General features: G+C 45.3%; 8 protein-coding genes. 6 read left to right on the forward strand and 2 right to left on the reverse strand.

What is annotated here, in order from left to right; all coding sequences use genetic code 11:
* Positions 1 to 3 precede the first annotated feature (3 nt).
* The 5 genes from F9Y84_RS04860 (at position 4) to F9Y84_RS04880 (ending at position 21395) form a co-directional block, all read left to right on the forward strand.
* Entirely contained in the window at positions 4 to 7863 is a 7860-nt protein-coding gene (locus F9Y84_RS04860; RefSeq protein WP_168756744.1) for a non-ribosomal peptide synthetase, read from the forward strand.
* A gap of 2 nt (positions 7864 to 7865) precedes the next feature.
* Entirely contained in the window at positions 7866 to 17678 is a 9813-nt protein-coding gene (locus F9Y84_RS04865) for a non-ribosomal peptide synthetase (RefSeq protein ID WP_168756745.1), read from the forward strand.
* 115 nt (positions 17679 to 17793) lie between these two features.
* Entirely contained in the window at positions 17794 to 19032 is a 1239-nt protein-coding gene (locus F9Y84_RS04870) for an NAD(P)/FAD-dependent oxidoreductase (RefSeq protein ID WP_125254421.1), read from the forward strand.
* 162 nt (positions 19033 to 19194) lie between these two features.
* Positions 19195 to 20247: a hypothetical protein gene (locus F9Y84_RS04875; protein WP_147390958.1), complete on the forward strand. Its 1053-nt coding sequence runs from the start codon at positions 19195 to 19197 to the stop codon at positions 20245 to 20247.
* 74 nt (positions 20248 to 20321) lie between these two features.
* Entirely contained in the window at positions 20322 to 21395 is a 1074-nt protein-coding gene (locus F9Y84_RS04880) for a hypothetical protein (RefSeq protein ID WP_147390957.1), read from the forward strand.
* A gap of 65 nt (positions 21396 to 21460) precedes the next feature.
* Here F9Y84_RS04880 and F9Y84_RS04885 read toward each other — a convergent pair whose 3' ends face one another.
* Positions 21461 to 22696, reverse strand: coding sequence for an MDR family MFS transporter (locus F9Y84_RS04885; protein WP_125254418.1), 1236 nt, complete (start codon positions 22694 to 22696; stop codon positions 21461 to 21463).
* A 404-nt stretch (positions 22697 to 23100) separates the two neighbouring features.
* On the reverse strand, positions 23101 to 23628 hold the full coding sequence (locus tag F9Y84_RS04890; RefSeq protein WP_147390956.1) for an acyloxyacyl hydrolase: 528 nt from the start codon (positions 23626 to 23628) through the stop codon (positions 23101 to 23103).
* Between the two features lie 170 nt (positions 23629 to 23798).
* On the opposite strand from F9Y84_RS04890, the gene F9Y84_RS04895 reads away from it, so the two are divergent.
* Entirely contained in the window at positions 23799 to 24287 is a 489-nt protein-coding gene (locus F9Y84_RS04895) for a type 2 periplasmic-binding domain-containing protein (protein WP_225740741.1), read from the forward strand.
* Positions 24288 to 24290 lie beyond the last annotated feature (3 nt).

Below are 24290 nucleotides of genomic sequence, written 5' to 3' on the forward strand. Positions count from 1 at the left end.
ACCATGTTGAATTTATGCCAATCACTTGCAAAGGATAATATTGCGCTTTGGGCCAACGTAGACAAGTTGAAGATTGTCCACGGTGAACAAGGACTCAGCCAACAGTGGGTTGACTACCTCAAAGCAAATAAGACCGTATTACTTGACTATCTTAAGTCGCAGCAGGTTTTTTCCGAGCAGGACTTTGAACAACTCCTCGCGACAGAGCGCAAAAGAGCCTCTGAGATCCGTGCTATTTATGATGCCAACAGCATGCAAAAAGGCTTTGTTTATCATCACCTTGCCCAGCCTAACGACGATGCTTATCGCGTCCAATTAGTGATTGATTACCATCAAGCGCTCGACATTGATGCTTACCAACAAGCTTGGATACTGGCTTCAATGCGCTACCCAGCACTACGTACCGCATTTAACTGGGATAATGAAATTATTCAAGTGATCAAAGGAGGAGCTGGGTTCACTCCAGATCACTTTGGCTTTTACGACTTCAGTACATTAGGCCAAATCGAGCAACAAGCACGTATAGATAAATTAATACACGATGATCGCCATACGCCATTTGACCTCACTAAACCTGGATTAATGCGCTTTGCTATCGTTAAACGCAGCGCTACACACTTCACCTTGATTAAAGCAGAGCACCATAGTATCAGCGATGGTTGGAGCTTTCCGGTAATGTTACAAACCGTGCACCAAAACTATGGCAAGCTCGTTAACGGCGAGCCGGTGATAGTAGAAGAAGAAACTGCGTACCTACAAACGCAGGCGCTGTACCAGCAAAACCAAAAATCTAGCGACGCGTATTGGCAGACTCAAAAAGCAAAATTTGCTGAGCCCAATGATATCAATCGATTATTAAGCAAAAATATTGACCAATCCGGCTCTTCACAAATCAAACAAGCAGCGGCAAGGGAGTTAAAGCTCTCCTCAGAGCGTTATCAGCAACTTAAATCGTTTGCTAAGCAACAAGGACTAACATTGAATGTATTGATGCAGTTTGCTTGGCATAAATTATTGCAATACTACTGCGATGCTGAGCAAACCATTGTCGGTACGACAGTTTCTGGTCGTGAGTTACCGGTTGATGGGATCCATGCCAGTGTTGGCTTATACATCAACACCTTGCCACTGGCACTGGAATGGCAAGAAGACGCCAGTATTACCACCCAGCTGAGCGCTTTGAAAGACAAAATTGCTGAGCTTAACGGCCACAGTAGCGTTTCACTGTCACAGCTACAGGAGCCAAATACTCGCCTGTTCAACAGTCTATTTGTATTTGAAAACTACCCAACGCCAGCGGGGCAAGATGTACTCAAGTGGTCATTCGATAAAATGATTGAGAAAGTAGACTACCCGCTCACCATCAGTGTCGTTGAACAGCAAGACATTTTATTACTCAAATTAAGCTTTTGCGAAACCATGCTAGCACCGAGTAAAGCACAGCGATTGCTCTGCCAGATGACATTGGTGTTAGATGCCATGATTGCTGATGAACACCAGCCGCATAGTCAAATTTCTTTGTTAAGTGCTGATGAGCGAGTGCCAATGGTTGAAGTAGATGAGCATGCGGATTATTTGCACGCGACAATCCATGAATTGGTTACTCAGCAAGCACAAAAAACACCGATGCGAATCGCGCTGGTTGAGAACGAAACACAGCTGACATATCAAGAATTAGAACAAAATGCGAATAGGCTTGCCGCCTACATTAAAGATCATGTAGACCTTAGTGCTAGCCAGCGCTTTGTTGGGCTATTCTGTCAGCGCTCTGTCGATATGGTTGTGGCGAAGCTCGCGATTTTAAAGGCCGGATGTGCATATGTGCCGCTGAACCCTGATTACCCAGATCAGCGCATCGAATATATGCTCAGCGATACTCAACTCGGCCTTATCTTGACCCAAAGTGAACTGCGCCCACGCATTGCGGCGCTGGTTTCAAGTTGTCAAGCTCACCCACAAATCACCTGTTTGGATAGCCTAGTGCTCGCTGACGCACAACCTGTATTAACAGATGCAAACGCACACACTGAAGCTTATGTGATCTACACATCGGGCACAACGGGCGAACCAAAAGGTGTGGTCGTACCCCATCGTGGTGTTGTTTCTTTGGTGCAAAATACCGACTTACTAAATACCTCTGAAGACGATGTATTTATTCATCTATCTAATCCAAATTTTGATGCCGCCACGTTTGAAATCTGGACACCGCTGATAAACGGCTGCAAATTGGTCGTAGCAGGTGCACAACAAGGTGCTGAGCCTGACAGCCTATCGAGATTAATCAAACAGCACAGCGTAAGTGTGCTTTGGTTAACGCGAACATTATTTGATTCACTGTATTTACAACAGCCAACTATCTATGACCATGTGCGCTGTGTTATCACAGGCGGTGAAGCTATCACTCCAAGCATAGTGAAGAGTATTCTTGCCAGAAGCGCTCGACCAGAGCTGATTGTTAATGGTTATGGGCCAACTGAAAGCACCACATTTACTGCGTTTTATCCGTGTGCCGAGGTTGACGGTCCAGTCCCCATTGGTCAAGCCATCAATCATCGCCAAGTACTGTTGTTAGACAAATACCAAAACCCTGTACCTCATGGAGCTACAGGCGAGATATTTATCGCAGGTGCCGGACTTGCGTGCGGTTATCTGAATAAACCAGAGATGACGGCGTCGCGCTTTATCGATAATCCATTTGCAAGCGAAAAGGCCAAACAACTTGGGCTGGATAAACTTTATAAAACAGGGGATTTAGCACGTTGGTCTGAATCAGGGGCGTTAGAGTTTTTAGGCCGTAATGACCACCAAGTGAAGATCCGCGGGTTTAGAATTGAGCTTTCTGAAATAGAAGCACAACTGAATGAATTGGCACAAATCAAAGTGGCTGCCGTGGTGGTATTCGAGCAAGCTGGCAACAAGCAGCTTGCCGCTTATATCGTGCCGGAGAACGGCGAACTAGACTTAACTGCCGTAAAGCAGGAGCTGGCTCAGGTTTTACCAAGCTATATGATCCCAAGCTACTTTGAAATCATGTCGGCATTACCGGTTAATAACAATGGTAAGCTTGATCACAAAAAACTGCCTACTCCCACCGTAGTGGATGAAGACAATTATCAAGCACCCAGCAGCGAATTAGAAAAGCAACTATGCAGTATTTGGCAGTCAGTACTGGGATTAGAACAGGTGGGTGTCAACGATGACTTCTTTAGAGTCGGTGGCGACTCTATTGTCAGTATTCAACTTGTGTCTGCGCTACGTAAAGCTGGTTTTAACCTCCAGGTTAAAGACATCATTGATGCCCCAAATATCGCAGCGCAAGCTTATCTCATTCAACATGTTAGTAACGACACCATTGAGCTACGTACAGAGCAAGGCGCGTTAAGTGGCGAGTTTGCACTACTGCCAATCCAACAGTGGTTTTTTGATTTGGCGCTACCAGATCCAAATCATTGGAACCAAGCATTTACTCTTAACTTGCCGAAGCACATTGAACATTATGCACTGACACAAGCAATTCAAGCGCTGAGCGCACATCATGACATGCTACGTTGTCACTTTGTTCAGACCAGCAACGGGATAAAACAAGCGTACCAAGAGGCAATTGAGTTTGAAGTGCCATTACTTGATGCAACCGAGCTAAGTAACAGTGTATTGTTTGACGAACTGACCAAACTGCAAAGCCACTTTGATTTATTTAATGGCCCATTGTGGCAAGCAGCGTTAGTAAAAACTGCACTGGGCAATCAGGTGTTTTTTGCCTTCCACCACGTCATTATTGATGTCGTATCGTGGCGCGTGCTAAGCCAAGACTTACAAACCTTATTGAGTGGCAAAGCACTAACAGACAAGCTTACCAGTTACCGTCAATGGGTAGATGCCATTGCCGCCTACCCTGCAACTCACCCAGAGCAGGCGTATTACTGGCAACAAGTACAACAAGGATTTACCAGCCAACCTACTTACTCAGCACACTCACAGCACAGCATCATGTTAGAACAAGAAACAACCGCTAAGCTGCTACGAGAGGCCAATCTGGGTTTAAACACTGAGATAAACGACTTGCTGCTGGCTGCCCTCAATATTGCTCTGTGCAGCACATTTGAAAGTAGCGTCAATCACATTCAACTTGAGGGCCATGGCCGAGAAAATATCGACCCCTGCTTGGATGTGTCACAAACCTTAGGTTGGTTTACCAGTATGTATCCAGTGCGTCTTGAACACCACAGCGACGTTATTACAACCATCGCAAACACCAAAGAAATACTGCGCCATATTCCAGATAAAGGCGTAGGCTATGGCGCTTTTGTACAAGCAGATAAAGTCAGTGCAATCCGCCCGCAAGTGAGCTTTAACTACTTAGGTCAATTGAATCAGCAGCAGCAAAACCAAGACTGGCAGCTCGATGATACTCATGCAGGTTATGTGATGACTAAGGCGAACGCTCAGGCTGATAACACACTACTACTCAACATCAATGGTGCAGTTCGCGGTACTGCGCTTCACTTTGATGTAGTTTCAAGGTTAACCCCATCGCAGTCGTTGGCATTTGTTGAGCACTTTGAAATGGCGCTTCGCCAGGTCATCAATGCAAGCTGTGAACTAGCCGCGCAAGCGCCGCAGCAAACCCCAAGCGACTTGGGGTTAAATGATTTGTCTTATGACCATTATCAAGCGCTGAGCAAGCGCTATAATATTGAAGCGCTTTACCCTGCTAATAGTTTACAGCAAGGCTTTATCTATCATGCCGTAAACTTCCCAACGGATGACGCCTATCGGGTGCAACTCGTCATGGATATTGAGCAAGCACTAGAGGTTGAGCATTTTATTCATGCTTGGCGCTTAGCGTCGGTTCGCTTTCCAATTCTTCGCACCGCTTTTGATTGGCAAGAGTGCCTACTTCAAGTGGTGTGTCGCGATGCCAGTATTGACGACAGTCACTTTACCATCACAGATCTGTCATCTCTTGACGAGCACAGCCAACAGCAAGCTATTCAAGAGGCACAAGCCGCAGACAGACAAATACCGTTTGACCTAAGCCAACCGGGGCTTATTCGCTTTAGCTTATTTAAGCGTGGTGAAAACCTCTACACGCTTATCAAAACCGAGCACCATGTCATTAATGACGGCTGGAGTGGACCGTTAATGCTGCAAGCGGTTGCGGGATATTATCGCCAACTTTGTGATGGCAACACGCCTGAGGTGCAAACGCAGCAAACCTATTTAGAAGCGCAAGCTTATTATCTTAAAAATGCAAAGAAAACGCAGGCTTACTGGCAGCAGCAACAAGCTGACTTTAATACCGCAAACGATATAAACTTGTTGCTTGGTGGCCAGTATGACTTGTCGCAAAGTCGAATTGTTGAGCAAGTGCAATCGGTACAGTTTAGCCTTCAAGGTGAGGCATTTAGGTCACTACAACATACTTGTCAGCAAGCTGGCGTCACCCTCAACGTGGCACTGCAATTTGCTTGGCATAAGTTACTGCAAACCTATTCTGGTGATAACCAAACGATTGTTGGCAGCACCGTATCTGGCCGTGAAATTCCAGTCAATGGGATTGAACAAGCAGTCGGTTTATTCATCAACACCTTACCTTTAGTGGTGAATTGGCAAGCAGACGCAAGCTGCAATGACATCCTCAAAGCGATTCAAAAAGGCGTGGCTGCACTCAATAGCCACAGCGACATGAGCTTGTCGAAATTACAGCGTGATGGTCAGCGCTTGTTCCATACCCTCTTTGTATTTGAAAACTACCCGACTCCAGAAAATACTGGCAGCTGGAAGTTCAGAGAATCAATAGAAAAAGGTGACTATCCACTTTCTGTGGTGGCTCAAAGCGAGTCAGACCGCTTAGACTTTGTAATGCACTACAACGCTGAGTGGTTAAGCGCGGCGCGGGCAGAATGGATCCTTGACCAAGTGCAAGCCATTTTGATTCAGCTGGGGGAGCGGCTAACACAACGCCATCAAAGCATTAGCTTGGTTAATAAGCAAATGCAGGCAACGCTCAGTCAATGGCACGACAACGCCGAGTTATTTGCCACCGATACAGATCTGGCAAGCATCGTGGAGCAGCACGCCGCGAGTCACCCTGAACACACAGCCATATTAACCAGCAGCGGTGACGCGCTGTCTTATGCCGAGCTAAACGGTAAAGCCAATGCCCTTGCCAACCACATCATTGCTCAGCATCCCAAAGCCCAAGCTGGCCTATTGCCTGCCGATACCCCTATCGCGCTTTACTTTTCTCGCAGCAGCGAGATGCTCATTGCTATGTTGGCTGTGCTCAAAGCCGGTGGTGCCTATGTCCCTGTTTCACCAGACTACCCCGAAGCTCGGGTTGAATTTATTTTAACCGACACCAATACCGACTTAGTGCTAACGCAGGAAAGTCACTTACCCTCGCTTAACCCTATGCTTGGAAAAGCAGCGGTGCTCGACGCGAAGGCGCTGTGCGTAAACACCCATGCGCTGGCAGTGGAGCATGAGAATTTAGTGCGTCCAACGGCTTTGGCTAACTTGGCTTATATCATCTACACCTCAGGAACAACCGGACAACCAAAAGGCGTGATGCTTACTCAGCACAATGTGCTTTATTACCTTCATGCCTTAACCCGCCAGTTAGGGGATAAGTATCGCAACATCGACTTTTCGTCTAACTACTGTTTTGACCTGTCAGTCACGACTACCTTATGTCCGCTCCTCGCGGGGCAAACCGTGTGTGTCTATGAAGGCGATATTCTTGATGCTGCCGCCTTTAGAGCTCATCTCAGCGCCGCGAATATTGGTTTTGTAAAAACCACACCGAGTCTTGCCATGGCACTCTTACCTGGTAGCGATGCTCACGTTGATACCCTAATGCTTGGTGGTGAAGCACTGACTGAGCAGGCCATTGACGCCTTGAGCGGCCATGTTAATGCTATCTTCGACGAATATGGCCCCACGGAAACCACTGTCGGTGCGATGCTAGCACAGGCGTACCCTCGCCTTCATCAAGGCATAGGTAAAGCCTATCCTAACGTTAATCTTCATGTATTATCTGAGTCGCTCCAGCCCATGCCTATTGGCGCACCGGGTGAGTTGTATATTTCAGGTCTTGGGGTTGCCCGTGGTTACTTAAATCGCCCTGAGCTTAATGCCGAGCGCTTTATTGATAACCCGTTTAGTCATGACCCCGGCCATAACAAACTCTACAAAACCGGTGACCTTGCCCGCTTCCTAGACAACGGCGACTTGGCGTATCTCGGTCGTAACGATGAGCAGGTAAAAATCCGTGGTTATCGCGTTGAATTAGGCGAAATTGCCGCTGCTATTGCCAATCAGCAAGGCGTACAAAACGCCGTGGTGATTGATGTGCCTGCACCGCAAGGCAAAGCATTGGCTGCTTACCTTGTTGCAGAGCCTACTCTTGAAATTACCGAGTTAAAGCTTGCCCTAAGTGCTGCGTTACCTGAGTACATGGTACCCAGTCACTTTATCCTAGTTGAACATATTCCACTCACCGGTAACGGCAAGCTTGACCGTAAGGCTCTGCCCGCACCAGAGCTTCAAGCCGATAACCTCTATGTGGCACCGCGCAGTGCTTTAGAAACCCAGCTTTGTGAGATTTGGCAGCAGGTACTTGGTCTTGAGCAAGTCGGCATTGAGGATAATTTCTTCCAAATCGGCGGTGACTCTATCTCGGCTATCCGGTTGATGAATGCGTGTAATAAGGAGCTGGATTTAAACATCCCAATTTCGGCTTTGTTTGAGCATACCCATATTGCCGCAATCGTCGACAACCTAGAAACACTGAGCGCCGATATCGAGATCAAAGCAGGCTCGGGATCACAACAAGAACAAACTAATAGCATGAGGATTTAGCCATGTTGTCATTGCTCGCTGAACTCAAAGATCACAATCTCTCAATCTGGTTGCAAGATGGTGGACTAGAGCTGTCATTTGGCGCGCAAGCGCCAGATGCAGCGCTTATTGCAAAGTTAAAATCAAACAAAACGCAGTTAATGGATTACCTTGAAGCAAAAGCAGTTTTTTCAAAGGATGCGTTTAACACATTACCAGAATTAAACCGCTATCCGCTTTCGTTTGCGCAAGAGCGGTTACTCTTTATCGAACGCTTAGAAAGTGGCACCAGCGCTTATCATATTCCCTTTTTGGTGAGACTCTCTGAGCACACCGAACTGACACATTTAGCAAACGCGCTAAGTATCGTGTTAGATAGACATCAAGTACTTCGTAGTGTCTATCGTCAAGATGAGCAAGGCCATGACTATCAAGAGGTATTGAGCGCCAGTATTGATATTGCGCCGAGCTCAGTGGCTGACTTAGCGGCGCTTAATTCGGCTGTGAAAAAAGCGATCAGTACACCATTTAACTTAGCTGATGAGCCTATGTTCAAGGTTTGCTGTTGGACGTTGGGCGCTGAACGTTACGTGCTATTTATGTGGCATCACATTGCGTTTGATGGTTGGTCTACAGAAATTTTTATGCGTGAACTACATCAAGCCTATTTTATGTTAGCTTCAGGCAAAACGCCTGAGCTACCAACGCTTGAGTTACAGTACAAGGATTACGCCAAATGGCAGCGCGAGTACCTCAGCGGCGATACCTTAACTACGCTTTTAGCGCACTGGACTGAGGCGCTCTCAGGCGCTGAGCAGCTCGAATTACACTCACCCCTACCACGGCCAAAGGAATACCAATATCGCGGTGCCGATCATCGTATTCATTTGGGTAAGGAAAGAAGCGAAGCCTTAAAGACCATAGCCAAAAAGCAGCAAACTAGCCTTTATGTTGTGCTGCTTAGCAGCTGGGCACTGACCTTACAGGCGACCAGTGGTCAGTCAGACTTAGTCATCGGCACCCCATCTGACAACCGCCATCTAAGTCAGACGCAAAATCTTATTGGCTTTTTGGTCAATAGCTTAGCCCTGCCAGTTCATATTGATAACGCACTCGACTTTAATGCCTTAGTGCAACAAGTGCACCAAACTCTAAAAGCGGCCAAAGCACACCAAGATTTACCATTTGATAAATTGGTCGACGCTCTGAAATTACAACGAGATCCGTCTCGCCATCCGCTATTTCAGATGATGTTTTCACTTGAGCAGTTTAAAAATAATAGTGATGACAACAGTCAACAGCTATTTACGCCTGTGGATGAGTCACAAATAAAAGCGCTCCATAAAGTCGCGAAGTTCGACATTAGTTTACTGCTACAAAATGGTGACGAAGAAGTATTTGGTGATATTAACTACGCCACCGCACTATTTCCCAGTGACTGGATCGCAACCCTTGCTGAGCGCTTTATTAATATTATCGATCAGGTAATCGCCAGAACCGCACAGCCACTTGCAAAAGTAGCGCTACAAAATAAATTGGAGACTGACACACTTCGTACTTGGCACGACAACGCCGAGTTATTTGCCAGCGATACAGATCTGGCAAGCATCGTGGAGCAGCATGTCGCGAGTCACCCTGAACACACAGCCATATTAACCAGCAGCGGTGACGCGCTGTCTTATGCCGAGCTAAACGGTAAAGCCAATGCCCTTGCCAACCACATCATTGCTCTGCACCCCAAAGCCCAAGCTGGCCTATTGCCTGCCGATACCCCTATCGCGCTTTACTTTTCTCGCAGCAGCGAGATGCTCATTGCTATGTTGGCTGTGCTCAAAGCCGGTGGTGCCTATGTCCCTGTTTCACCAGACTACCCCGAAGCTCGGATTGAATTTATTTTAACCGACACCAATACCGACTTGGTGCTAACGCAGGAAAGTCACTTACCCTCACTTAATCCTGTGCTTAGAAAAGCAGCGGTGCTCGGCGCGAAGGCGCTGTGCGTAAACACCCATTCATTGGCGGTAGAGCACAAGAACTTAGTGCGTCCAACGGCGTTGGCTAACTTGGCTTATATCATCTACACCTCAGGAACAACCGGACAACCCAAAGGCGTGATGCTCACTCAGTACAATGTGCTTTATTATCTTCATGCCTTAACCCACCAGTTAGGGGATAAGTATCGTAACATCGACTTTTCGTCTAACTACTGTTTTGACCTGTCAGTCACGACCACCTTATGTCCGCTCCTCGCGGGGCAAACCGTGTGTGTCTATGAGGGAGATATTCTTGATGCTGCCGCCTTTAGAGTTCACCTCAGCGCCGCGAATATTGGTTTTGTAAAAACCACACCGAGTCTTGCCATGGCGCTATTGCCTGGCAGCGATGCTCACGTTGATACCCTAATGCTTGGCGGTGAAGCACTGACTGAGCAGGCCATTGACGCCTTAAGCGGCCATGTTAATGCTATCTTCGACGAATATGGCCCCACGGAAACCACTGTCGGTGCGATGCTGGCACAAGCGTACCCTCGCCTTCATCAAGGCATAGGTAAAGCCTATCCTAACGTTAATCTTCATGTATTATCTGAGTCGCTCCAGCCCATGCCTATTGGCGCACCGGGTGAGTTGTATATTTCAGGTCTTGGGGTTGCCCGCGGTTACTTAAATCGCCCTGAGCTTAATGCCGAGCGCTTTATTGATAACCCGTTTAGTCATGACCCCGCCCATAGCAAACTCTACAAAACCGGTGATCTAGCCCGTTTCCTAGACAACGGCGACTTGGTGTATCTCGGTCGTAACGATGAGCAGGTAAAAATCCGTGGTTATCGCGTTGAATTAGGTGAAATTGCCGCTGCCATTGCCAATCAGCAAGGCGTACAAAACGCCGTGGTGATTGATGTACCTGCACCGCAAGGCAAAGCATTGGCCGCCTACCTTGTTGCAGAGTCTACTCTTGAAATTACCGAGTTAAAGCTTGCCCTGAGTGCTGCATTACCAGAGTACATGGTGCCCAGTCACTTTACCCTAGTTGAACATATTCCACTCACCGGTAACGGCAAGCTTGACCGTAAGGCTCTGCCTGCACCAGAGCTTCAAGCCGATAACAACTATGTGGCACCGCGCAATGCTTTAGAAACCCAGCTTTGTGAAATTTGGCAGCAGGTACTTGGTCTTGAGCAAGTCGGCATTGAGGATAACTTCTTCCAAATCGGCGGCGACTCTATTGTCAGTATTCAGCTGGTTTCACGCTTAAGAGAAGCTGGATTAACGGTACAAGTTAAAGAGATATTTGCCGCCCCAACTCCGGCGCGGCTGGCAAAACTTATCAATGCCAATGGCGATAAGCAGGTTGAGATAAAAACCGAACAAGGCCAGCTTGAAGGCGAGTTCGATCTGCTGCCTATCCAGCAGTGGTTCTTTGCCAATCAGTTTGCTCATCCCGCACATTTTGCCCAAACTTTTGCCACTGTAATGCCAAATACAATCAGTGACGAGCAATTAGTCGAACTCTTGTCCGCATTGGCTGAGCAACACGATGTGCTTCGCCTAGTGTTCAATCAAAAGACAGCGCACTTTACCCAACAGTACCAACAAAATAGCACCATGGCGCCTTTGGCTAGGCTCGATGCAGATACACTCAGTGACGATGAACTTGCCAAACAGTTAACCCGTTTGCAATCACAGTTTGCGTTAAATTCAGGCCCGTTATGGCAGCCAATTCGCGTCAAACGCCAAGGCCAAGATGTATTGGTACTGGCCTTCCATCACTTGATCATTGATTTTGTCTCTTGGCGGATCCTAATTGAGGATTTAAATAGCCTTTATCAAGGCAAAAAATTAGCACAAAAAACCTCAAGTTATCGCCAGTGGGTTGAGACCTTAGCCCAATATGCACAGGTTCAATCTGAACAAATTAACTACTGGCAGGAAGTACTTGATACTTGCCAAACGCACTTAACAGCCAAGAGCACACCGAAAAACCGAGTGATTAAACTAGATTCTGCATTCACGCAACCGTTGCTATTTGAGGCTAATCAGGGTTATCACACCGAGCCTAGGGATCTTGTTGTTGCCGCGCTATCACTGACACTTGCTCATATTACTGGTAGTAACAATCAGGTTATTGCCCTTGAAGGGCATGGTCGTGAGCACATTGCAGAAGACATTGACCATTCACGCACTGTTGGTTGGTTTACATCATTATATCCACTGGCACTCCATGCAGGTGAAAGCCTCGAAAACGCTATCGTCAATGCTAAGGAGCAGCTGCGTTACTTACCAGATAACGGCGTTGCTTTTGGTCAGTTTTATTTTGCCAAACAGGTAACCGGTGCTTTGCCAAGCGTTGCATTCAACTATTTAGGCCAAATCGGTGGCACAAAAGCGCAACAACCTAGTGGCGACTTCTACTTAACCGAGGCCATTACTGGTCAACAAGTCGCCGCCGAGAATAACGGTCATTATGTGTTGGATATCAACGCAGCTATTATTCATGGTCAACTTGTGTTGAATTGCACCACAGCATTATCAGATGAACAATTTGCTCTGTTCCAAAGCCAATTCACCGCCAGCCTTAAAGCGGTGATCGATAAAGCATTGAGCACCAAAGCGCTTGGTGCCAAACACACACCGAGCGACTATAACCTGACGGGTATCAGCTTCAGCCATTTAGATGCACTTTGCACACGCTACGACCTAGCCGCAGTTTATCCTGCAACAAACTTGCAGCAAGGCTTTATCTTCCACCAGCTTAACAACCCCGCAGACACCGCTTATCGCGTGCAGTCACAGATGCAGTATTTCGACAAAATTGACTCCTCACTCTACTTACGAGCATGGCAGCTAACCTCACTACAATATCCAGCACTGCGCTGCGCCTTTGATGTTGAAGAAACCATGCTACAGCTTATCGTTAATCACACTTGTGTTGATGATGATAACTTTAGTGTGATTGATATGAGTCAATATGCTCAGGATGAACAAGAGCAGCACATCGCAGCGCTGGCAAAAGAAACGCTCGCCCAGCCGTTTAATTTTGCAAGACCGGGACTATTTAACCTGCATTTGGTCAAACGCGGTGAAACCCATTATCACTTAATAAAGACTGAGCATCACAGCATTTGTGATGGCTGGAGCGGCCCACTCGTTATGCAGACCGTTCACCAGAACTACACGCAATTACTACAAGGTCGAGCCCCTGTTTTTCAGGTGGATAATGCTTATTTAGATGCCCATGCTTACCTAAGAGACAACCAAGCCGCCACCAAAGCTTTTTGGCAAAATCATGTCGCTGATTTATCACAGGCAAACGATCTGAATACCTTGTTTAGTCACTCAACAGATTTAGAAACACTGCGTCATAACCACGACCCACAGACACGACATTTTACTTTGCCAAACGAAATGTTAAGTAAGTTGCAACAAGTGTGTCAACAACACTCGGTCACACTCAATGCTGCGGTTCAATTTGCTTGGCATAAGCTTATCCAAATTTATACGCGCGACGAATTTACGCTGGTAGGTACAACTATCGCAGGCCGTGACTTACCAATTGACGGGATCGCGCAAAGTGTTGGTGCTTATATTAATACGTTACCGCTTTATCTTGATTGGCCTACCGATACCACCATCGCGCAACAACTTGAGAAGATCCAAACGGCCATTTTAGACTTAAATAGTCATGCGAATGTGTCACTCGCGTCGCTACAACAAGGCGGAAACCGCCTATTCCAAAGCTTGGTCGTTTTCGAAAATTACCCCAGTCTTGAAAACGAACAAGCTGAGGCACAGCAAGCTCGCTGGCAGTTTGACGCTGCGCCAGAACACGTTGAGTACCCATTGGCGTTAATCGCAAAAGAGCAAGGCACCTTACAACTTGAACTAATGTATGACGCCAATTTTCTCAGCGCTCAGCGCATAGAGCAATTACAAAACCAACTACTGCTTATCCTTGAGCAGATTGCTGTAGATCCTCACCTACTACACAATCATATTGAAATAATTACTGCTGAAGAAAAAGCTCGTATTCTTAATGAATGGAACCACACTGAGCGTGCACTATGCAAGTTCAATAGTTTCAATGATTTACTGCGCAATCAGGTCGAGAATACCCCCGATACAGTCGCTGTAGTTTGCCACGATAAACACTTAAGTTATGAAGCGCTCAATCAGCAAGCTTGTCAGCTGGCGCAGCAGCTGTTGCACTACAAGGCTGAGATATATGGTCATGAGTACCAAGGGGATTTTCCAGTATTGTTGATGCACGAAAAACAGCTGGACTCGATTGTCGCTATCCTCGCTATTCTCAAAGCTGGCGGTGGTTACGTTCCAATCTCACCGGAGTTTCCTGACTCAAGAATTGACTATATTGCCAAAGACTGTAATGCAAAAATCGTGATCACTCAGTCTCAGTGGCTAAATAAACTAGCAAGCTCACCATTAGCTGCTCTGGACTATCTAGTCAGTGACACGCCATTACATGAAGCCACCGTAGAGCCCAATATACCTGTTCAACCATCTGATCTGGCATATATTATTTATACCTCAGGAACCACTGGCAATCCAAAAGGCGTAGAGATAAGCCACGAAGCATTGTTAAATTATGCTACTGATGACCACTTTATCGACGCTACCTTGCTAAACAATGTGCTTAGCCTGTCAAGCATTACCTTTGATGCCTTCATTTTTGATTGCTTTGTAACGCTTTGTCATGGAGCAACGTTACATCTGATAGACAAACATACCCAACTTGATCCAACCAAACTCGTAAACTATTGCCTGCAAAATCAAGTTGATACCTGCTTCGTCACAACTGCACTATTCAACCGTTTAGCCAACGAAGATTTTTTTGTGCACGCAGGACTGAAACAAATTAACTTTGGGGGTGAAGCTGCTGACTTGACTATGGTTGAGCAAGTAAAAAGTCAAGCCCCCAATCTCAGTCTCTATCACGCTTATGGCCCTACGGAAACAACCGTCTATGCAACATGCTGTTTACTCAATGACACCACTCAAGGCGCGCCTATCGGCCGTGCTACAGCTAATAAATCTGCTTACGTGTTGTCACCTACAGGTAAATTACTGCCGCCAGGTGTCGCAGGAGAGCTGTATATTGGCGGTGCAGGTATGGCGAGGCGCTATTTACACCGCCCAGATTTAACTGAACGAGCATTCTTAATTAACCCATTCGCATCGACTAAGTATCTCGCAAATGGTTGGAACAAAATGTATAAAACGGGCGACTTGGTTAAGTGGCGGGAAGATGGCCAACTTAACTACGTTGGCCGAAGCGATTTTCAGGTTAAAATTCGCGGCTACCGTATTGAGCTTGGGGAAATTGAAGCTGCCATTAAACAGCATCCACAGGTAAAAACAACCTTTATAAAGGTAAACGAGCAAGATGGAATTAAACGTATTGTCGCTTACTTAGTACTCGCAAACACTGAGTCATTCAATGAAGCTGCACTGGAGCAATCGCTGTGTCAACTATTGCCAAGTTATATGCTACCCAGCGCCTATATGGTGTTAGATGCGCTACCTGTAACAATGAATGGTAAAATTGATGCTCGTGCGCTGCCAGAGCCAGAGTTTTCTCACGCACAGCACCGCCGAATACCACACACAGCACAAGCAAAACAGATTGCACAGATTTGGTGTGCGGTACTTGGACTCAAGCAAGTGGGGCTGGATGATAACTTTTTCCATATTGGTGGCGATTCCATTATTAGTATTCAGTTGATGTCCGCGCTAAAGCGCGCAGGTTATGCCTTATCCACCAAAGACATCTTTACTTATCCCACACTCGACGCACTATGTCAGTTTTTAGCAACGAGTGAACAGGTAATAATCAATGCAGAGCAAGGCGAACTTGAGGGTAAGATCCCTCTTCTGCCAATTCAGCAGTGGTTTCTTACCTCTCATTACCAACATAAAGCGCATTTTAATCAATCTATAATGCTGGCGCTGCCACATGATATTACACTAGATGCACTAGAAAATGCCCTTGCTCAGCTTCATTGTCACCATGACATATTACGAGCACAGTTTAGCCAAGGTGAAACATGGCAATCTCAGTATCAAAGCACCAAAAGCTGCCCTGTGCCAAAGCTGATCCACTTAGATACGACTTCCCTTGATGCTGAGCAAACGGCACAAGCACTGACCAATATACACGGGCGCTTTGAATTAGGGAGTGGCGCCCTTTGGCAGCCTGTCCTGCTGAACAGTGAAACCTGTGCGCCTAGACTGGCCATAATTGTCCATCACTTAATCATCGATGGTGTTTCATGGCGGGTGTTTGTTGAAGATCTCAACAATTTGCTCCAAGGAGGCATGCTTGCAGATAAAACAAGTAGCTATCGTCAGTGGTCAGAAGTATTAGCCCAACATCCGTTTGAGCCACAAATCCCATACTGGAAAAATGTGCTACATACCCACCAGCCACTCAATGCAACAGCTCCACAGCAACACTTTACACATCGCTTCGATAGGCATTTTACCGAGCAGCTTTTACGCCATGCGCCTGCTGGTTTCAATACTGAAATCAATGACTTGTTACTGAGTGCATTTGCCAAAGCATGGTGTCACAGCTTCACCACAGACTATTGTCACCTGACATTAGAAGGCCACGGCCGCGAACATTTGAGCAATGAGATTGATACTTCCAGAACACTTGGCTGGTTTACCAGTATGTTCCCCGTTGCGTTAAAAAATGAGGACGACTTGTCTACCTTGATTATTAGTAGCAAAGAAACGCTTCGGGCTATTCCAGACAAAGGGCTTGGCTTTAGTGAGCTGGTAAGACGTGGCGAGTTTGCTTTTAGCCAACTGCCCAAAGTAAGCTTCAATTATTTGGGACAGCTTGACAACAATAGCGATACTCAGGGTAATGGTATAAGTATGCTAAGCGCTGACTCTGGTAAAGCAAGCAGTGAAGAAAACCGAGACGAGATGGCATTAATAGTCAATGCGCAAGTGCGTCAAATGCAGCTGCAACTTACCTTTGCAAGTCAGTTAGGTGACAACCAAACGCAAAAATTTATCACTGCATTTGCAGCGGCGCTAACACAAATTGTTGAACATTCACTTGGCGCGTGTGAACAAGGTAGTCTAAAAACCCTAAGCGATATAGAAGTCGGTGCATTAGTGAATGGCACGGATACCCCTATTGAGTGGTTTTTATTTCCACCTGGAGGTGGAGGCGCTGAGAGTTACTTACAATCGCTTGCCCCGAAACTTTCGTCACCCTGTTATTGCTTCAACAACATTTATGCTGCGCAAGACAAGTGCGAAGGCTCATTGGCTTATGAATACTACCAGTTCCAAACGCTAGCCCTGCAATATGTTATCCACCTTAAAAAGTTAAAACCAAGTGGCCCTTACCGACTTTTTGGTTGGAGCTTTGGGGCAACACTGGTACTAGAGGTCGCAAAGTTATTACAGAAAAACGGCGACACGATTGAGCACATTGTGTTTGTTGACCCATGTTTTGACTACGCAAAAGTTAATGATGAAGCTTTTACTTTATACCCCGAATTTGCAGCGCTAGCACCTGATAGTATTAATTACAATTACTGTGCTGAACCTCGATTTGTATGCGATGCAAAAGTGACCCTGTTTAGTGCCGGATCAGAGGTAGAGATCTCCCCCTCGGACAGTTTAGAACTACAACTATCCAATCGTATTATCAACTTATATCTCAACAAAAAACATAATCTTATTAATACAGTCATGGATATTAAACAGCTCCAAGAAATCGTGATGACAGGCTCTCACAATAGCTGGATTAAAACCCCTGATGACTTAATAAAAATGTCAGAAATTATGAACACTATTTAACAATTTCACTGTTAATATAATGTTAAATTAAAATCCTAGTGTGATGCTTAAGTGTATCACTCTAGGACTAACTCAATGCCACATTTCTCACAATATATGATTAAGGAATTACAAAATGGCTAAGGAAAATGTAGATGTACTTATTATCGGTGCTGGACCCGCCGGCACCATGACCGCAGCAAAACTTATCAAAGCTGGACTCACGGTAAAAATTGTTGAGCGTAGCCACTTCCCTCGCTATGTCATCGGTGAAAGTCTTCTACCACAAAGTATGCAGCACTTAGAAGATGCGGGATTTATGGAAGCCCTTGTCGCACGCAATTACCAGAAAAAAATTGGTGCCAATTTTAAGCAAGATGATTTCCACGAATTTTTCGACTTTTCAAAAAATTATACTGATGGCTGGACTTGGACTTGGCAAGTACCTAGAGACGATTTTGATAATGTACTTGCAGAAGAAGTACAAAAAATGGGCGCACCTATTGCGTTCGGTACATCAGTTGTTGATGCTAATATGGAGCTTGAATCACCTATTGTTAAAGTAGTAAACGAGGCCGGTGAGCAACAAGAAATCCAAGCAAAATTCGTAGTTGACTCCAGTGGTTATGGCCGTGTGCTAGCTAACTTATTGGACTTAAACGAGCCTTCTTCTTTACCTACACGTGCAACACTGTTCGCACAATTTAAACCAGCAAACGGTGTCAATACAGGCGCTGAAAACAATAAAGTCACTATTTTAGTTCACGAAGAAGAAGTTTGGGCGTGGCTGATCCCTTTCTCAGATGGCCGCGTTTCCGTTGGTTTTGTTGGTGATCCGGTTTATTTAGAGAGCGCAGAAGGTGATACCAAAACACGCTTTTTAACTTATCTTGCTCGTGATAAACATGCCTCCGCGATGCTAGAGGGAATGGAGCTTTGCATGGAGCCTAAGGAGATTAAAGGTTATTCCAAAGGGATTAAGCAGCTTTATGGCAAAAACTTCGTGCTAACTGGTAACGCTAGCGAGTTTATTGATCCTGTTTTTTCAGCGGGAGTTATGTTTGCGATTGAGTCCGGAGCTAGAGCCGCAGACTTAATAGTCAAGCAACTTGAGGGTAAAGCCGCAGACTGGCAACAAGAGTATGAACAGCACATGCTTGATGGTATCGCAGTGATGCGTACCTATATTGAAGGCTGGTATGACGGTCGTCTGCGCCGTTTATTCTTTTCAAATAACAAGCCGGAAAAAATAAAAAGCCAAATCACTTCTGTTTTGGCTGGTTATGTTTGGGACGACACCAACCCATTTGTGAAACGTAGTGAAAAAACATTAAATTTACTTTCGGATCTTCACAACAACCCAGAGGTAGCGTAAGTTAACCTGACGTGAATATAATGATGCACGTCAAATTATACTAATAAGATGCGTTTCAGTAGTAGTGAAAGTAGTTGTGCGAACTCTAAGAGCTCACGAGATTAATACTCGGTCTTAGGCTCGTTATAGATGTGTCACTTGGCGCTTTAAAGGACGAAGACAATGAAAACTAACTTTGTATACACTGCTGTTATTTCAGCGTTATTATCCGGCGTGGCACTTAGCACTCCGGTGCAGGCCGCAGACTATAAAACCATTCTTATCCATGGCTTTCAAGCGGATCAACTAAACCGCCCAACTAGCACGAATGTTGAGCTTGAAGGTCAAGAGTACTGGTCATCTTTTTGGATAAACCATGCTGATGCTCGCATCGATTGGCCTTCTTATGAGCGCCTAGAAGGTAAAATTGCCACTGACTTTATTTGGCCAAAATTAAAGTCATTTGCCGAGAATGGCACCTGTGATCCAGGGTGTGTGTTTGTGACTCACTCAACAGGTGATCTAGTCGCACGTTATATCTTAGATAACCAAGCAACTTGGTTGCAAAATGCAGGCCTTTCTCCTTTGAATATTGTCGCTACCTTTGATTTAGCAGGTGCCGGTGGGGGCAGTGAATTAGCTGACACCGCAATTAACGCGGCAACTTCTGGTGGCATAGTCGGTGGACTAACACGTCAAGCTATTGAAGCGTGGCTAGGCAGTATGCCCGAAGAGTTTGGGATAATGTGGGATTTAAAGGTAAATAATGCCAGACAAGTCTCGCAATACCCGAGTGACAATGCGCCACGCCTGCGATTTGTTGCTGATGCAAGTGACTATTTTGGTCTCACGTCAGGCTTTTTACCTGGCAATGACGATGGTGTGGTATCTACTCATTCCTCTTGCGGTGCGTCGGCAAAAGGCAGTTTTGGAAGCTGCAGTAGCAGTGTTGCTATCAATGGTCAGCTCACCGCACAAGATGATGCAGTAACAAGCTTTATGCCCTATCACTACCCACTTCTCATGAGTGCTGAGTATAGTCACGGCAATCTTCCTGATAGAGACTATCAAGGCAAAGTAACCGCAGCACGCACCCAGTTCAATGCTGGATATAAGACTATTCGCTTCAACACTTACGAAGAAACAACTGGCAGTTGGTTTTGGAAAAAAACCTATCGCTACGTAAGCGAGTCTGACTCTCAAAGCTTTTCACAATTGATTTTAAGTTCACTGTGATCACAGTGTCACTTTGCTAATTTCTATGTTGAGGAACTGACTTGCGCAGTTCCTTGTATTAACAGAGTAAGTTTATGAAAAAGTTTTTCTTAATCAGCACGCTTTTAGTCATCGTCTGTATTGCGGCAGTTTTTTTTGCCTTGCAGCGCCCAATGCCTCCCTCACCTACACCCGCCTTGCTGGCAACTCCTCCCCTTAATGCAAGTGCGATAACACCAACTCCGAAGGCGGCTACAGCGCAAGCCACAGCGTCAAAAAAACAACCTCTCATCGATGCCCTGCCCCTTGCACAAGCAGCGCAATCTGCGGCAGCACATTATGAGTACAGCATCTCCTTGCCACCCTATTCACAACCACTTGGGAAAGGGGATTTTGACAGACTCAACCCCAACCATTTTTACGCCGTTACTATGTTATTAGAAGATACCAACCAACAGGTGTCTTTGGCATTAAATCAATATCGCTTTATTCATCCAGCAACCATCGAAGTTAGTTTATCTGGCAGTCAGTTTTCCAGTGCGGTTGCTACAGTCGTTGATCCAATGACACAACAGGCCATCGCAACCTCTCGATTAATAAAAAAAACAGAGGTTTGGCAAGGAGAAATTGCAGGACAAGCAGACTGGCCACCTGAGTTAAATATCCAAGTTAGAGCAAACCCAACTAATGCAAAGCCCGTAGCACTGACCGCCAATGCTCGTTACTATCAACCCAGCGCAACTTTACTAACGATTGCGCAGCCATATCCCCATAAAAGCGATTTAGTCATTCCGCTTCAACTTGAGGTAAAACAAAGCGGTAGCTATCGGATCCGCGCAAACCTGTTCACACCTGATGGCACTCCCGTAAGTCATCTAGTAGAAAAGCAAAAGCTCAGCGAGGGTAAACAGGTCTTTCATTTAAAAGCTCATCACTCAGTGCTTGAGCCATTTTCAGCGAAGTCAGGCCCTTCACGATTTACACTAAAAACCTTTGTTATTGAGAAAATGTCACCCATGCCAGGAAAACGGGCACAATTTGGCGACAGTAAAGTCTCTGAGTATGAGATCACCGATTTTTACTTTGACGCATTGGAGCGTCAGCCATATCAGCCAAGCGCAGCGGAGCAACAGCGCCTTAGCTACTTACAGAAAATGGCTGGTAATTAATACCAGTTAAAAAGGTAAGCGGTGATACAGGTTCGAACACCGCATATATTGTGAGCGCGAGATATTTAAGAAGCTTCAGCGGCCACGCTTGGTTTTACCTGAGCAATACGATAAAAACCAAGCGCCGTGATTGATACTAATGTCATTACTATAAACAACATCATCCCTGAGTGCAGATCCAAGATAAGTCCACCTATTACTGGTGCCACAGCATATCCTAAGGAACAAAGTCCAGCGGCACCAAAGTAACTAGCTTTTAAATTATCAGGAGCTAACCTATCGATGTACACATTGATATTTGTGAACATAATCGCCTCGCTTAAACTCAACACCATCATTGCTGCTATCCAACCCCAGACATTTTGTACATCATTGATAGCCATCATCAATTGAGATATCACCAAAACTATCCCGCCTGCATATAGTCGATGTTCAATTCGCCAATTTTTCATCAAATGGAGTAGCGGAAACTGGCAGATAATAATGACACTTGAGTTCGCTATTATGAGGCTTGAGATCAACCATGCTAATTCAGGTACTTGAGCACGGGTAAGGTATTGAACTAAGCTCGAATCACACTGAGCATATACTAAGTACACCAAAGTCGTGGCGACAAGCACTATCAGAAATACTTTATCTTTACGTAAAATCCCAAGCCACTTTGAAAACTTTGGTACAGATTTAGCTGCTGACTGAGCAGTTGCAAGCTGTGCTTCACTCAACTTAGGTCGAAAATAAAGCAGAGCAAATAGTAGACCAATATAAGATATACCGGTGTAGATAAAACTAAATTGCTCCCCATTGAGCCCCGCCCATAACCCATAAAGAGGCCCAAGCGCTGCTCCCACATTGACTAAGAAATAGAGAAGGTGAAGCGCTAGTTCTCTGTCTTTTACATCTGCCAGTTCTTCGGTAAGTAACGCCTTACTAGGTGCATCCCAAAGCGTTCTGGGCAAACAGGCCAAAAATACCGATGTTGCGAATAGCCATAATGACTCTGCCACCGCTAGCATAGAAAAAGAAATCGCACCTATGCTGACAGCAATGTATAACATTTTGGTGCGACCAAAACGATCAGCCAAATTACCGGTGTAAAAGCCTAAAAAGACTGCGACCGTCGCAGATACCGTCAGCAGCAAGCCTACCTCAGTAGCGCTCAGCCCATAGTTTTCATACAGTATTACGGCTAAAAATGGCCACACCATGTAATAGCTGGCACGAACAAAAAAGTTGCCAATTAGCATCACCCAAACTAATGGGGTGAAACGCGTTAATCGTGTAGTTACAGAGCTTATTTCCATGGTTCTTCCTTCTTTATTATTGTTTGGAAAAAGACCTTAATTCCTAAACCTAAGTTTAGGTCAAACTTTTGTTCGCAGTATTCCACCTGAACTCAAGGTAAAAGGTTATAAAATACCCAAGCTCAAAAGGCATAATATAACGCTAGTCAGAAGTTATTTGTCGATACAGCTGAACACTGCGGCCAAAACATCCCTAAAGCAGCAACATCAGCTGGTAGATTCTAACGCGTTACGAAAGGAAAATAATCGTGAAATAAGTAAGAAAAGATTTCATCCTTGAAATCATAAAAGGGAGAAAAAACCGTTGTGCAAACCGGATCCGACCTGTTTGCAAAATCACGCTAAGGTTGAGCAATAACAGCCAACCTACTGTTTGAATACGAAAGTTGGTTTAGTAAACCGTATTAGAACCGCCTAACGTAAAATAAGTTAAAGAAATCCAGACCTGGATTATGATCACTTAGACCAGCATTTGAGTAATGTAAGTACCTCATTCCCACTCTGCTATATGGTGTTACGCTTAAATTGATACCAATTCGGTCTTCAAATTGATAATGCACACCAATATCTTTACCGGCAAAACGTGTGTCACTGACGTATGACATGCCAATACCAAATTCAAAATTAACAGGCATCGTGCCGAGTTTGGTTATTGGCACATTGAGCACAGGCGATAAAGCAATTGCAAAACTAGTGTCTGAACGTTTTGGGTCGCCATACTCCCAATAGTTCGTACTCAACTCAAAGTAAATGTACGAACCTTCACTGAACCCATATTCTGAAATACTAAAGTATGCTGGCCGATAACCAAGCCTTAAGCCTTTAACGTCACCCTCTCCCATCACATAATCCAGTGCAACTTCACTACTATATGAAGGGATAGACACCAATAAGAAACCTAGCCAGACCACTATCAATGAAACAAAACGCATAACAACTCCTCAACCACGGAGACTAGTTTACGTCATTATTTAATTCTATAAATACACCAAAATGCACTTTAATGATGCCATAATGACACCAAACGAAAATTATCAAGGCACAAGTAAAACCAATACCAAATTATGAGTTATACTACCTAAAACAACCTTGAGAACGTTATATGCAGTATTTCATTGGGAGCGTTATCGCTATATTCAGTGCTTTTTATACACACGCTGGCATACCAAAGAAAATAGATATCTACACCGAGCATCTTCCTCCTTATCAAGTCAAACAAAAAAATGGCGCCATCGGCGGTTTTGCTAGCGAAATTGTCAGACTCATTATGTGGGAAGCCGATTTAGGCTATCAAATCTATATGTTGCCATGGGCACGAGCCAAGTCATATGCCAGTAAATCGCCTTACGCATTGCTGTACTCATTAGCCAAGACCAGTGATCGAGAAGCGAATTACACTTGGATTGCACCGCTGTGTGAATTGAACGTCGCGTTTTATAAGCGTGCCGATGTAAACACCCACTCTCAGTGGAGTATAGAAAAAATAAAACAACATGTTGTTGCCGTTGGTGCCGACCAACTCTCAGAGAATTACCTGAAACAGCACGGTTTTAATCCTGACAATAATCTTCGGTGCGGAGAATTTTGTTGAAAG

Origin of the sequence: Pseudoalteromonas peptidolytica (assembly GCF_012641745.1) — a bacterium.
Taxonomy (GTDB): Bacteria; Pseudomonadota; Gammaproteobacteria; order Enterobacterales; family Alteromonadaceae; genus Pseudoalteromonas; species Pseudoalteromonas peptidolytica.

Excerpts from the sequence above, each read along its gene's own strand:
- F9Y84_RS04860 (WP_168756744.1), top strand. The coding sequence starts at position 4 with ATGTTGAATTTATGCCAATCACTTGCAAAGGATAATATTGCGCTTTGG.
- F9Y84_RS04865 (WP_168756745.1), top strand. The coding sequence starts at position 7,866 with ATGTTGTCATTGCTCGCTGAACTCAAAGATCACAATCTCTCAATCTGG.
- F9Y84_RS04870 (WP_125254421.1), top strand. The coding sequence starts at position 17,794 with ATGGCTAAGGAAAATGTAGATGTACTTATTATCGGTGCTGGACCCGCC.
- F9Y84_RS04875 (WP_147390958.1), top strand. The coding sequence starts at position 19,195 with ATGAAAACTAACTTTGTATACACTGCTGTTATTTCAGCGTTATTATCC.
- F9Y84_RS04880 (WP_147390957.1), top strand. The coding sequence starts at position 20,322 with ATGAAAAAGTTTTTCTTAATCAGCACGCTTTTAGTCATCGTCTGTATT.
- F9Y84_RS04885 (WP_125254418.1), bottom strand. The coding sequence starts at position 22,696 with ATGGAAATAAGCTCTGTAACTACACGATTAACGCGTTTCACCCCATTA.
- F9Y84_RS04890 (WP_147390956.1), bottom strand. The coding sequence starts at position 23,628 with ATGCGTTTTGTTTCATTGATAGTGGTCTGGCTAGGTTTCTTATTGGTG.
- F9Y84_RS04895 (WP_225740741.1), top strand. The coding sequence starts at position 23,799 with ATGCAGTATTTCATTGGGAGCGTTATCGCTATATTCAGTGCTTTTTAT.